The 13,416-nt window shown below is 41.9% G+C and carries 14 protein-coding genes; 8 read left to right on the top strand and 6 right to left on the bottom strand.

Annotated elements, in window-relative coordinates; genetic code table 11:
* Positions 1-26: 26 nt before the first annotated feature.
* From J2Z37_RS14090 to J2Z37_RS14075, 4 genes are all read right to left on the bottom strand, one after another.
* On the bottom strand, positions 27-380 hold the full coding sequence (locus J2Z37_RS14090; RefSeq protein WP_209810911.1) for a spore coat protein CotJB: 354 nt from the start codon (positions 378-380) through the stop codon (positions 27-29).
* Between the two features lie 201 nt (positions 381-581).
* Complete coding sequence (locus J2Z37_RS14085) at positions 582-1,304, bottom strand: demethylmenaquinone methyltransferase (RefSeq protein WP_245203810.1); 723 nt, start codon at positions 1,302-1,304, stop codon at positions 582-584.
* 182 nt (positions 1,305-1,486) lie between these two features.
* On the bottom strand, positions 1,487-1,915 hold the full coding sequence (locus J2Z37_RS14080) for a protein-tyrosine phosphatase family protein (RefSeq protein WP_209810909.1): 429 nt from the start codon (positions 1,913-1,915) through the stop codon (positions 1,487-1,489).
* Between the two features lie 221 nt (positions 1,916-2,136).
* Positions 2,137-3,180, bottom strand: a complete 1,044-nt coding sequence (locus tag J2Z37_RS14075; RefSeq protein WP_209810908.1) for an ABC transporter substrate-binding protein — start codon at positions 3,178-3,180, stop codon at positions 2,137-2,139.
* 271 nt (positions 3,181-3,451) lie between these two features.
* Here J2Z37_RS14075 and J2Z37_RS14070 point away from each other — a divergent pair, with 271 nt between their 5' ends.
* The 3 genes from J2Z37_RS14070 to J2Z37_RS14060 all read left to right on the top strand — a co-directional run bounded on the left by J2Z37_RS14070 (position 3,452) and on the right by J2Z37_RS14060 (position 5,618).
* Positions 3,452-4,141 (top strand): TerC family protein, encoded by a 690-nt coding sequence (locus J2Z37_RS14070; RefSeq protein WP_245203809.1) that lies wholly within the window; start codon positions 3,452-3,454, stop codon positions 4,139-4,141.
* Between the two features lie 80 nt (positions 4,142-4,221).
* Entirely contained in the window at positions 4,222-5,349 is a 1,128-nt protein-coding gene (locus J2Z37_RS26030; protein ID WP_209810907.1) for an MGDG synthase family glycosyltransferase, read from the top strand.
* 71 nt (positions 5,350-5,420) lie between these two features.
* A complete protein-coding gene (locus J2Z37_RS14060) occupies positions 5,421-5,618 on the top strand; it encodes an alpha/beta-type small acid-soluble spore protein (RefSeq protein ID WP_209810906.1) in 198 nt (65 codons plus the stop codon).
* Between the two features lie 61 nt (positions 5,619-5,679).
* On the opposite strand, the gene J2Z37_RS14055 is transcribed toward J2Z37_RS14060, so the two are convergent.
* On the bottom strand, positions 5,680-5,817 hold the full coding sequence (locus tag J2Z37_RS14055) for a hypothetical protein (protein ID WP_209810905.1): 138 nt from the start codon (positions 5,815-5,817) through the stop codon (positions 5,680-5,682).
* Between the two features lie 115 nt (positions 5,818-5,932).
* On the opposite strand from J2Z37_RS14055, the gene J2Z37_RS14050 reads away from it, so the two are divergent.
* The gene (locus J2Z37_RS14050) at positions 5,933-6,598 is read left to right on the top strand and encodes a DUF2953 domain-containing protein (RefSeq protein WP_209810904.1); all 666 of its coding nucleotides are present in this window, start codon (positions 5,933-5,935) and stop codon (positions 6,596-6,598) included.
* On the top strand, positions 6,571-7,020 hold the full coding sequence (ytfJ, locus tag J2Z37_RS14045; protein ID WP_209810903.1) for a GerW family sporulation protein: 450 nt from the start codon (positions 6,571-6,573) through the stop codon (positions 7,018-7,020). The genes J2Z37_RS14050 and ytfJ overlap by 28 nt, the downstream gene beginning before the upstream one ends.
* Positions 7,021-7,077: 57 nt before the next feature.
* Here ytfJ and pyc read toward each other — a convergent pair whose 3' ends face one another.
* Positions 7,078-10,533: a pyruvate carboxylase gene (pyc, locus tag J2Z37_RS14040; protein WP_209810902.1), complete on the bottom strand. Its 3,456-nt coding sequence runs from the start codon at positions 10,531-10,533 to the stop codon at positions 7,078-7,080.
* Positions 10,534-10,700: 167 nt separating this feature from the next.
* On the opposite strand from pyc, the gene J2Z37_RS14035 reads away from it, so the two are divergent.
* From J2Z37_RS14035 to J2Z37_RS14025, 3 genes are all read left to right on the top strand, one after another.
* Entirely contained in the window at positions 10,701-11,240 is a 540-nt protein-coding gene (locus J2Z37_RS14035) for a hypothetical protein (RefSeq protein WP_209810901.1), read from the top strand.
* A gap of 115 nt (positions 11,241-11,355) precedes the next feature.
* Entirely contained in the window at positions 11,356-12,054 is a 699-nt protein-coding gene (locus J2Z37_RS14030; protein WP_209810900.1) for a response regulator transcription factor, read from the top strand.
* Entirely contained in the window at positions 12,044-13,408 is a 1,365-nt protein-coding gene (locus tag J2Z37_RS14025; protein ID WP_209810899.1) for a sensor histidine kinase, read from the top strand. The genes J2Z37_RS14030 and J2Z37_RS14025 overlap by 11 nt, the downstream gene beginning before the upstream one ends.
* The last annotated feature ends 8 nt before the right edge of the window (positions 13,409-13,416 follow it).

Here is a 13,416-nt window from a genome sequence, read left to right as displayed (position 1 = left end):
GTTGCTTTCGCTCCTTTTTCTTTTCTTTATCTTTTATCTCTCGTTACATAGGCCACAGGCTCTTGTTCAAAACATTCATCAAGGGGATCGTACCCGAATCCCATGGCTTTTTGCCACCAGTTTGGACCGTACCACTGAAGGGGACCACAAGCCTGCTGATATTGGTGCTTTAACATATGGTAATGATTTGTCCATAGCATGTATTGTTGCCGTGCTCGAAAATCCATTGGATGTGTGTCAAGGTACAGCATCAAATCAACGAGCGCATGTGTTGCATGTTGCAAATCTTGAATGAGCCGATTGCATAAACTTTCAAGGTCCGCCCTTTTATCTTCAATAGATGAAGAACTAGAACTATCCGAATCCCTTCTAAAACTCATGGGCAAACAACTCCTCCTTTCCTTCCTCCTCTCAATTTATTCATGGGCAAGGGCCCTTGTTCATCGTCTTGCGCCCATTTTGGGGGAGGAGGACAGAGGAGTCGATCGGAAAAAGGGGACTTTGACGTCAAATAACGGACGTACGTCCGCCAAAACCAAAAAAAGAAGGGCTTCTCGCCACTTGGGGAAAAGCCCTTCTTCTTATTCTTTTTTTCCCTCCACAATCGCTAACGTTCCGCCCATCACATTTTTGTATCGTGTTTCGGTCAGTCCGTTTCTCGCAAAAATTTGGGTAAGTTTTCTTGCATCAGGGAATGCTTTCGCTGATTCACAGAAATAGCGATAAGCCGAACTTTTTCCGGCTCCGAATTTTCCAATCAACGGGACTAGTTTTTCAAAATACAACCAGTACGCTTGCTTAAAAACAGGGGCGGATGGTTTTGACATATCGAGGGAAACCAACATGCCGCCAGGTTTTAATACGCGGATCATTTCTTTTAATGCCACCTCAAGCTCAGGGACATTACGCAAACCCCAGGCCACTGTGACAGCATCAAATTGCTGGTCCTCAAAAGGTAATGCCATGGCATTGCCTTGCATTAATTCAATGATATCTCGGTGTGGAGAAGAGGAGATATTTTCCTTCCCGACTTCAATCATGTTTTCGGAAAAATCTAGCCCGATAACCTTTCCGCCAGGTCCAACAGCTTCGGCTAGCTTCATGGTTAATTTGGCTGTTCCACAGCAAACATCAAGAATGGTCTGACCGGGTTTTACTTGGGCACGTTTTACTACAAGTTCCCGCCATCTTTCGTCTCGGCCGAGGCTCATCATCTTATTCGTACGATCATACCCATTGGAGATCGTGTTAAACAGTTCTCTTACGTAGGTTTCTTTTTTATCTTTGGATGGAAGATAGGACAATGAGGAAACCCCTTTCCAAATAAGTTCAGTACAACTATTATACCAAATAAGGGGGCCAGACCCCAGTCGAAGTTTGTCGAAAATAAAAGGGAGTACTACCCTTTGAACCATTCGAAGGGTTCTTTGTTCTCTTATCGACAGGGATCTGTCCCTGTTTCCGCGTCCATAGCGGCAAAATAGACCTATTTATATAAATTACTTAAGGTGTCTTTTAAATTGGGGTGAAGAGATGTTTGAGTACGACTAATTTCAACATACTGGGTAGCTTCTTTTAGTTTACGACAAACGCCCAATTCAATAAGTACACCAATCGCTACAGCAGCGGTTCGGCAGACACCGGAAGCGCAGTGTATTCCGATCGTTTTATTTTGATTATACTGTTCAACGACAACAGCAACAGCCTTCTGGATCTGGGATTCCTGTCCTGTCACGTGGTCTTTCAATTTGATATGAATCCATTTTGTGTAGTTGCTAAAGAAGGCAGGTTTATCTGCTTCTTCTCGAAGATCTATGATCACATCACAACCGCCATCATCCACCATGCTCTGAGCATCCGTTTCACTGCCGATCAAAATTCGCGGAATCAGCGTATTGTATTTGACACGTGGCACCGTAAATCTCTCCTTTTTTAAATCGCTCTACATTAAGATCTATTTTATATCAAACGAACCATAAAAATGGTGAAAACTTTTAGACAAATAGTGGACATACAGGGAAGGGGAATGAGCATAAAGGCCTTGACAAAAGTTATATGATAAATCTCGGTCGAAAGGCATAAGAAAAGTCCTTCATATCCTTAATTAATGAAGGACTTTTCTCGACTCAGTGGCCGTTATTCAATAATTTCTGCTGCCCCGTCAACGAGTTCCTGTGGTAGGGTTACGCCAAAACGTTCAGCAGCCTTTTTGTTGACAATTAATTGAAGGTCTTTTTGGGTTTCAATTGGCATATCAGCAGGATTTGCTTCGCCTTTTAAGATTTTTACAGCCATCTGTCCAGTTTGCTTTCCAAGTTCATAATAATCAATTCCGTAAGTGATTAAGGCCCCGTTTTTAACTGAATCCCCTTCAGCTGCAATTACAGGAATTTTTTGCTTTTCGGCGACCATCAGCACGGTATCTAAAGCAGACACTACAGCGTTATCTGTTGGTACATAGATTGCGTCGATTCCGCTGAAGGATTCAGCTGCTTGTTTTACTTCAGAGCTGTTTGTGATCGCTCTTTCTTCTAGTTCAAGGCCTAGTTCAGGTGCTGCTTGCTTGGCTATTTCAATTTGCACGACAGAGTTGGCTTCACCTGAATTATATACTACACCCACTTTTTTAGCATCGGGGTTGATCTTCTTTACAAGTTCCAATTGTTCTTTGATTGGATTCATGTCAGATGTACCGGTTACATTGGCACCTGGTTTTTCCATGCTAGATACAATTTTGGTAACGACAGGATCTGTAACAGCTGTAATTAAAATCGGGATATCCTTCGTTGCTTGGGCTGCAGCCTGAGCAGTTGGAGTGGCAATAGCAAGAATCATATCGACTTTATCCCCGACAAACTTTTGCGCGATCGAAGTTGCGGTGTTCATATCCCCTTGGGCACTTTGGAAGTCGTATTTTACTTGCTCCCCTTCCTTATAGCCATTTTCATTTAAATAGTCAATGAATCCCTTTTTAGCAGCATCAAGAGATGCGTGTTCAACAATCTGAGTTATTCCAATAGTCAGTTGTTTTTGTTCTTGTGACGTGTCAGCTGGTTTTGCAGTACTCTCAGGTGTTTCGCTCGTTGTGGGTGAAGAGGAACCTCCGCCACATGCTGTCAAGGAAATTGCTAATGAAGCTGACAATAAACCAACTGCCCATTTCTTTAAATTCTTGTTCATAATATCCCCCTTGAGTTTTCTATGATTTAAAAATAGGATAACAGCAAGTTGTCCGAATTTCAATAATAATTCATTTGATTCATAAAATGATTAGGAGGGTCTGTTCTCCCTTTTCACTTAAACGCTTGTATGTATTAAAGCATATTTTCAAATCTTAATCAATCATTGTTTTTAAATTTTCTTTATGTATAAACAAAAAATAGGAGTTCTAATTTTCAAGGGTCTTAAAATAGGACAAGTGTAATATAAATATTTTTACAGGGAGGAGGGGATGAGTTTGGACTTGGAGTTCTATTTGGCTTTTATAAATATCATTATCATTGATCTGGTGTTGAGCGGAGATAATGCAGTTGTGGTCGGAATGGCCAGCAGGAAACTCCCGCCGAAGCAAAGAAAACAGGCGATTTTATGGGGAACGCTCGGAGCGGTCATATTAAGAATCTTCCTCACGGGAATGGCTACCTGGCTTATGGCTGTTCCGTATATCAAAATAGTGGGCGGAATTTTATTGGTATGGATTTCCATAAAACTACTGATTCAACAAGAGGAACATTCTTCGATTCCCTCGGGGAAAAATATTTGGGAGGCAGTGAAAATTATTATTGTTGCAGACTTTGTGATGAGCCTTGATAATGTCTTGGCGATTGGAGGAGCAGCAAAGGGAAATCTTTTCCTGGTGGTGTTTGGTTTAGCATTAAGTGTGCCGCTTCTCATGTGGGGAAGCAGCATTGTGGCTACATGGATGAACGAATATCCGATTCTTATTTATTTTGGCTCAGGTGTTTTGAGTTTTACAGCCCTCACCATGGTATTAGAAGATTCAATGGTTCAAGGGATGATGCAAAATATTAAAATAGTTCCTTATTGGGATACAATATTGCCTTTGATTATTACCGCAATTATTCTTTTTGCGGGAAAGATCTGGAGAACAAATATGTTTACCATTTACCGGGTGAAATAATAGGGAATTTATGGACATAATGGAATAATAAGACCGCTTTAGGGGGCAACCCCGTTTCATAGTAAGGAAGGTGTCTAGTCGTGCGGATTCTTATTCTTTCCGAATCGATTGCGGGCTCTGGACATACCATAGCCGCAAAAAATGTTGCAAAGGGCATTCATTTATTGTATCCAAAAGCGGAAATCAAGATTGATACATCTTTAACTAGGGTTAGTCCGCTGCTCGAAAAGGTGACAAGTCATCTTTATTTAAGTACGATTCAGCGTGCATCCCCACTATGGGGATGGGCGTATAATCGGGAAAGGCAATGGAGCTTCCTCGGGAAGGATTTGCTGAGGAAATTCACAGGAAGACGACTGGAATCCTATATTAAAGAGGAATCACCGGATGTGGTGATTAGCACACATGCATTTTGCCTGGGAGGATTAGTGGAATTAAAGCAAAAATATCCTCATTCATTTGTTCTAGGTGCAGCCTTTACAGACTTTTTGATTAATCCCTTTTGGATTTTTCCAGAGGTGGATTTTTATTTTGTCGGGGCAGATCAGCTAAAAAAGCAAATGGTTGAGCATTATGGTATTTCTGCGGAGAACATTTTTGTTACAGGAATCCCCATCGATCCTGTTTTTAATCAATCGCTTTCAAGGGAAACGATACGTAATTACTTACAAATCCCTCCGAATCATTTTCATATATTGGTCACGGGTGGAGGTTTAGGAGTTGGCGCTTACGAAGAGATTCTGTCGGCATTGGGAAAAGTGGATGGAAATCTAACGGTTTCTGTTTTTGTGGGGAACAATCAGAAATTACGGCGTGAGATAGAGTCCCTTCTAACTGAGTATCTTCATCCTGTGTTCTTGCATGACTATGTTAGTAATATGAATGAATGGATGCAGGCTGCGGATTTGTTGATAGGAAAACCGGGGGGGTTGACCGTATCGGAGGCTTTAGCTTGTTCTTTGCCGCTTTTAATCTATAAACCAATTCCAGGACAAGAAGAACGGAATACCCGTTTTCTTCTCGCCTCAGAAGCAGCCTGGCAGGCGAAATCTCCAGAAGAAATTATCCGTTTGGTTCAACAATTATTGGTGAATCCACGCGATCTAATCTTACTAAGGCAGAAAGCGCAGCAGATAAGTCGGCCAAATGCGGCTAAACAGGTGGGAGAAATTATCTTAGAGAAGACCAATGCAACTCCCAAAAATTAACATATGTATGAATGAATGATGTATCCCTTTTTGAGAAACTATATGTTTACACCAACAAGGAGGTGATACACATGGCTAACAATAGCAATCAAAAACTTGTTTCCGGAGCTTCTCAAGCTCTTGATCAAATGAAGTTTGAAATCGCTCGTGAGTTCGGTGTTGAACTAGGAGCAGATCAAACTTCTCGAGCTAACGGTTCTGTGGGTGGGGAAATCACTAAGCGTCTTGTTCAGTTTGCTGAACAACAACTTTCTGGTTTCCGTCAATAATTGAATACACTCAATGGAGAAAGGCAGGAACTGAAAAGTTCCTGCCTTTCTTGCTTTTCTTTTAGCTTTTTTCTTTTTGCATCGCTTCCATTGCCTTCTCCGGACCAATCAGTTGAATCATTTCCAGCAACTCCTTATTACTAAGGGTTGTATATTTACCCTTTTCAACTAATTCCTTCAACCGCTTATTGTCATTCAAATGAGCCACCTCCATAAAATTAGTATCCCCTTTTAAGAGATGTTTTTTCGGGAATTAATTTGAGTAATCTTTGCAAGCGGGGTTCATAATAGAAGCGAGAGGTGGTAGTTTACGGATGATATGGTTTTTCGTGGCACTCATAATCCTATTTATTTTTATCTATTTTACTACAGTTCGAATTAAGATCGAATATAAAAGAAAGAAAGAAAATGACATCATCCATATTGAGGTAAAAATTTGGTTTGGGTTAATCACTTTGCGTTATCAAATCCCGATGTTGCAAATTCGTTCCATGTTTGACGGGGTGAAAGTGGACAGAAAGGTAGACACAATGGCAGGAAAGGACGTGTCTGTAGGAAAAAAGAAATTTTGGCTTACACCTGCTCGAATCCGTCGCTATTTCCAAAAAATCCGCCTGCTTAAACTTCGCGTACATGATTTAAATGAAATTGCCAAAAAAACCATGAAGTTTTTTATCTGTGAAAACCTCCAGTGGAATACACAGGTAGGGGTGGGGGACGCAGCAGCAACAGGCGTAGTTACCGGTTTAATATGGGGGATAAAAACCACCTTTTTAGGAATTCTATTTCATTTTATTACGCTAAAAACAATTCCCCAGATTAACGTGGTGCCAGCTTTTCGAAGTGAAACGGTAGACACCCATTTTCATTGCATACTCCGATTTAAAATCGGACATGCTATCATAGCAGGGACCCGAATCATGTTGAATTTAAGAAAAGGGCGTGAAGGAAGATGGCAGAGCACCCTATTCAGGGCTTGATGCAAACGGCAATGGAAAATCTGAAAGAAATGGTAGATGTCAACACCATTGTCGGCGATCCTGTAGAAACCCCGGATGGAAGCGTAATCCTTCCTATCTCAAAAGTGGGTTTTGGGTTTGCTGCAGGAGGTAGTGAATTTGAATACGAGGCAGAAACAAGCGGTAAAGAGAAGGATGGGACAAGTAAGTCCATGCCATTTGGCGGAGGAAGCGGTGGCGGAGTTTCGATCACACCTGTAGCCTTTCTCGTTGTTGGAAAAAATGGAGTCAAGACTGTTCCATTAGAAGGAAGCAATCAATTATATGATAAGATAATGGAATTTGCTCCGCAATTTTTGGATAAGCTGCAGGGCATGGTAAACAGTGGTAAGAATAAAAGTAAAAGCAAAGAAAATGGCGAGGATCCGTTTGACCTGCAATAAAACATAAAAAGAAAAGGCTGATCCCAAGGGAATCAGTCTTTTCTTCTACCTCAGATACTATTTATCTTTTTCCAATTCAATTAACAAGTCACCTGTTTCGATCGTGTCGCCGTTTTTCACATGAAGCGCCCGGACCGTTCCGCTGAACGGAGCTTGAATGGTTGTTTCCATTTTCATCGCTTCAGTCACGAGAAGATGTTCACCTTTCTTCACTTTTTCTCCGGCTTCAACCATCAGTTTTAAAACTTTTCCTGGCATGGTTGCCCCGATCTCATTCGGGTTGGATGGATCTGCCTTGCGGTTAACCTGAATAGAAACTTTTGCCGACAGATCACGAATGGTAATCTCCCTTGGCTGACCGTTTAGTTCAAAGTAAATGGTACGGGTACCATCGAGCGAATTTTCGCCGATGGAAATTAACTTGACGACCAAGGTTTTACCCTGTTCAATGGCTACTGATATTTCTTCTCCTAGGCGCAAGCCATAGAAGAAGGTTGGTGTGTCAAGGACGGAAATTTGCCCATAATCATTGGTGATTTTTTCTTTATCCTGGAATACCTTTGGATACATGATATAGGACATCACATCTTCTTCACTGACAGTGCGGCCCACTTTTTCTTCCAATTCAGCTTGTACCTTGGCAAAGTCAACTGGAGGCAGCAATTCTCCAGGACGGCAGGTGATGGGATCTTTTCCTTTCAAGACAATTTGTTGTAATCGTTCTGGGAAACCGCCTGGTGGTTGGCCAAGATAGCCTTGGAAGAATTGGATCACCGAATCTGGAAAATCAAGTCTTTCCCCTTTTTCATAGACATCCTGTTCAGAAAGATCATTTTGCACCATAAAGAGAGCCATATCTCCCACGACCTTAGATGAAGGGGTAACCTTTACGATATCTCCGAACATGTGGTTCACCACACGGTACATTTGCTTGACTTCATCCCAACGGTCTCCAAGTCCGACAGCCTTCGCTTGCTGATGCAAATTAGAATATTGTCCGCCAGGCATTTCATGAAGGTAAACTTCAGAACTTGGGGATTTCATCCCACCTTCAAAGCCCCCATAATACTCTCTTACATCCTCCCAGTAATCGGCAAGTTTTTGTAAATTGGTTTCACTTAATTTTGGCTCTCTAACTTGCCCTTTCAAGGCGGAAACAAATCCATTTAAACTAGGCTGTGAAGTAAAACCGGACATGGAGCTAATGGCTCCATCAACAATGTCAATTCCTGCTTCATAGGCCTTCATTAGAGTAGCTAGTTGGTTTCCACTTGAATCATGGGTATGAAGGTGAATAGGGATGCCGACTTCTTGCTTTAAGTTGTGGATTAATTCATAAGCCGCATACGGTTTTAATAAACCTGCCATATCTTTGATACACAAAATATGGGCCCCGGCCTTTTCCAATTCTTTGGCCAAATTTATATAATATTTTAGAGAGTATTTGTCCCGGTTTGCATCGAGAATATCTCCGGTATAGCAAATGGCAGCTTCTGCAATTTTTCCATTTTCTAAAACAGAATCAATGGCTGTACGCATTCCTTCGATCCAGTTCAAGCTGTCAAAGATCCGGAAAACATCGATGCCTGCTTCTGACGAAAGTTGGACAAACTTCCGAATGACGTTATCAGGATAGTTTGCATATCCCACCGCATTTGCTCCTCTAAGAAGCATTTGGAAGAGTACATTCGGAATCAACTCGCGAAGTGTGCGCAGTCGATCCCAAGGATCCTCATTGAGAAATCTCATACTGGTATCAAAGGTTGCTCCGCCCCACATCTCCAGGGAGAACAGTCCGGAGGCCAGTTTACCTGTTGCTTCCGCAATTTGCGCCATATCATAGGTACGGAAACGGGTAGCAAACAGGGATTGGTGGGCATCACGGAAAGTTGTATCTGTTAATAACAGCTGATCCTGATTCTTAATCCATTCTACCAAACCGGCCGCGCCTTTTTGCTCTAGGATTTGCTTCGTTCCATCAGGATAGGAAGTTTTGAAAGATACATTCGGAATCCGTGGATCAGCAAAGTTTGGCTTTTTCCCCCTCGGCAGTCCCGGGTGTCCATTTACGATGGTTTCCCCGATATAAGTCAAAAGCTTCGTTCCGCGGTCTTTTCGTTCCGCGAATTCGAATAATTCCTCCGTTGTATCGATGAAAGAGGTATTATAATCTCCCGTTAAAAACTTCGGGTGCTGGACGACGTTTTCAAGGAATGGAATATTCGTTTTGACTCCGCGAATTCGGAATTCAGTTAGGGTACGGTACATTTTATTTGCTGCTTGCCCGTAGTTCATGGCCCACGCCGAAACCTTTACAAGCAAGGAATCATAATGGGGGGTGATGACAGCCCCGGTATATCCATTTCCAGCATCCAAGCGAATACCGAATCCACCACCTGAGCGGTAGGCTAGCAACCTTCCGGTTTCGGGGATAAAATTCCGTGCTGGATCCTCGGTGGTTACCCGGCATTGAATGGCATAACCACGAATCGATATTTGTTCTTGAGATTTAATTCCGATCTCCGGATCCTGCAAAGCATATCCCTCAGCAATGCGAATTTGCGATTGCACAATATCGATCCCTGTAATCATTTCAGTAATCGTATGTTCGACCTGTACACGTGGATTGACTTCGATGAAATAAAATTGGTTATCTGGTGTGACTAGGAACTCTACAGTTCCGGCGTTGATGTAGCCAGCTTTTTGCATAAGCTGGAGTGCGGACTGGTTGATTTGCTCACGAAGCTGAATAGGTAGGGAAACACTTGGTGCGACTTCGACAACTTTTTGGTGCCGGCGCTGAATCGAACAATCGCGTTCAAATAAATGCACGACATGTCCATAACGGTCGGCCAGGATTTGTACCTCAATGTGCTTAGGCTTATCCAGGTATTTTTCCAAGTAAACGGCAGCATTGCCAAATGCCGATTTAGCTTCGGAACGTGCGCGATCAAGGGCTTCCTGGAGTTGCTCTTCTCTCTGCACAATGCGCATGCCTCGTCCGCCACCGCCAGATGCTGCCTTGATAATAATTGGATAACCGTGTTGTTGTCCAAATGAAACAGCTTCCTCGTAGCTGCTGATCGGTTGGGGGGTACCCGGAATGACAGGAATACCTGCTTTAACCGCCATTTCCCTGGCGTCGACCTTGTCCCCAAACATTTGAATATGCTCTGGATTTGGACCAATAAAGACGATTCCTTCTTCCTGGCATCTCACAGCGAACTCGGCATTTTCTGCGAGAAATCCGTAGCCTGGGTGGATGGCATCGACATCATTTCTCTTGGCTACTTCGAGAATGCTTTCGATGTCCAGATAGGCCTCAATAGGACCTTTTCCTTCACCGATTAGATAAGCTTCATCTGCTTTAAATCGATGTAAAGAAATATTATCCTGCTCAGAATAGACGGCTACGGTGCGAATTCCTAGCTCAGTGCAAGCCCGAAAAACGCGGATGGCAATTTCACCGCGATTGGCAACTAAAACTTTCTTGAACGGTTGAACCTTATTCATTCTCTTCCCCCTACCTTTTTGAATTTTTATTTTATTTATTTTAAATAAATATATCACATATTGAAAGGTTTTAAATCTTTATATTTTCCATTTCTGAAAAAACTTTGATCTGAAAGTGGTATAGCTGCTACTTCTTCGGTGAACAATGCTAGCAAGAGGTGAAAGCGATGTTTTTGTTGGATAAATCGGCGGTTGAAATCTGGAAGATGTTGATTCCTTCTAAATATATTTTATTTCCTTTTGAAATGGACAATGAAGAACTGATCTTTCATTATCGAGATTATATTTACTTTGTTCAGGATGATGGAGCTGTTGTTAGGATGGGGAAACCGATCGATCTGCATAAGCAGAAATTAGAGGATTTATGGCAGTTGTTATTTTATGATCGGCAAACCTTTGATTATGATCACCACGGTATCTTCTCTATTGGGGCCATCTTAAAGCATATGGGATATATGGTTCCTTTTACATATCATCCACACCAGACACACCTGGTTGAAATTGTTGATTTGATAAATCCGGATCAAGTCTATCAGATCGAATTGAATTCCCTTTCTTTCCGCTTTGTTCTTTATCAATCTCTACTATATTGCGATGAGTTAAATGAGCAATTTCGTGGGGAAACTGAATTTGAAATCCAGCAAATTCTTCGTACAGATTTATCAAGTGTACCAAATGAACGATCTTCACGGAGGAGGAAGCTATAAAAAACACTCTTTATGGGGCCAGACCTCTGTCGAAAATTATATGGGATACATGTATTCGAACAATTTTCGACAGATGTTTGACCCCGTTGATACGTTTTAAGAGTGCTTTTTTATAATGAATATGAACAAAATTTTCATTATTGAAGATGAAGGAAAGATTGCACGGGTACTGGCCCTTGAATTGCAATATGAAGGATATGAAACGATGGTGGAGGGAGACGGAAAGAAGGGGCTTGAAATCGGAATACAGGAGGAGTGGGATCTGATGATCCTTGACGTGATGCTGCCTAGCATGTCGGGGCTGGAGGTTCTGCGTAAAATCCGTGGAGCAGGGATCCACAAACCGATTATTCTTCTGACAGCCCGCGATTCCATTCCGGACAAAGTCAGTGGCTTGGATTTTGGAGCCAATGATTACATGACCAAACCTTTTGCGATTGAGGAATTGCTTGCTCGCATTCGCTCGTTGTTGCGCTATTCTAGCCAAATCGAGCAAAAGGAAGCGGATACGGTATCGTTTCAGGATCTCTACATCGACACGAAAACGCGAAATGTTAAACGGGGCGACTCCGAGATTGATTTAACCCCAAGGGAATTTGATCTTTTGCTCTATTTAACAAAGAACGCGGGGGAAGTGCTGTCTAGAGAAAAGCTTTTGGCTGAGGTTTGGGGTTATGATTTCATGGGTGACACCAATATCGTTGACGTGTATATTCGCTATCTTCGTCAAAAAATAGATAAGGGTTTTTCACCCAAACTAATTCATACCAAGCGAGGAATAGGCTACGTGCTGAAAGATAAAGATGAAAATTAAATGGAAGCTAACGATATATTCAACTCTTTGGCTTTCCTTGATTCTCATTATATTTAATATCCTTCTTTATTTCTTTTTTTTAAGGGTTTCAACGGAAAGTGAAGTTGCCCTTCTATATAATAAGGCAGATATTATTTTATCTAGTGATGTTACAAATGTTTTCCAGAGTGAAGACGAGCTCTTAGAAAATCTGGTAAATAATGAAATCATTCGTGTGCTTGATGAAGATGGGAATATTAAACAGCAAGTTTCAGCGGACTGGAAGTTGGCAGAAATTGAACCCGTTCCTGTTTTAATTCGAGAAAGTGAATTGATTCATTCGGATGAAGGTAGGATTCTCTTTGTTCGAGTCCCAATTCTTGAACATGGGAATAATATGGGTACTCTTGAAATTGGGCGAGCACTAAAAACGATGGATGCTTATGTGCAAAATTTAAATTCTATTCAGTGGACTTCGACTCTTCTTTCCATCGTTTTTTCGTTGATTGGCGGCTATTTATTTGCGCAATTGGCTCTGTATCCAATTACCGAAATCATTCGTACCATCAAAGATATTCACGGATTAGGGCTTAGCAAAAGGATAGATGTCTCTTCTAACTCAAAGGATGAGATTTATGAGTTATCGATTACTTTCAATGAAATGCTCGATCGGATTGAATCTACCTTTGCGCAGCAGCAGCGTTTTCTGGCCGATGTTTCACATGAGTTACGGACCCCTTTAACCGTTATTGAGAGCTATGCCAATTTGTTGAGAAGATGGGGGAGTAAGGACCCGGAGATTCAAGAGGAAGCGATACGCGAAATTAAGTCAGAGGCCGAGCGGTTACGCCAGTTGACTGAATCCTTGTTGGATATTGCCACGATCGAAAGGGAAAATGTAAATTTGGCCCCGCTGGAGCTCGTTTCGTTTCTAAAGAAAAGTATTAAACCTTTTCGACATGTCTACCAACGGAATATTCGTTTGCAAGTAGAAAAGCGGCAGGTCTTCTATCCAATCAGTGAACAAAGGTTAAAACAATTGTTGGTGATCTTTTTGGATAATGCCATCAAATACAGTGAAAAAGAAGTGTTGGTTTGGCTTAATGAGGATCAGGATTTTGTGGAAATGGGGGTAAAGGATAAAGGGATCGGTATCCCAGAAGAAGATTTGCCGTTTGTCTTGGATCGATTTTATCGCGTAGATAAGGTACGAAATCGTTCAACAGGAGGGAAGGGATTGGGGCTATCCATCGCAAACTCCATTGCGTCAAGATATGGGGGCGAAATGGAGGTGAAAAGCTCTCCAGGTCAAGGAACAGAAGTGATCGTCCGCTTTCCTAAAGAAAACTTAGCTGGCGCCAAGCCTATGGCGTAGAAAGCTAG

This window comes from Ammoniphilus resinae, from assembly GCF_017873965.1.
GTDB lineage: Bacteria > Bacillota > Bacilli > Aneurinibacillales > RAOX-1 > Ammoniphilus_A > Ammoniphilus_A resinae.
The sequence above is the reverse complement of the archived record's forward strand: the minus strand, read 5'-3'. Positions and strand labels throughout refer to the sequence as shown.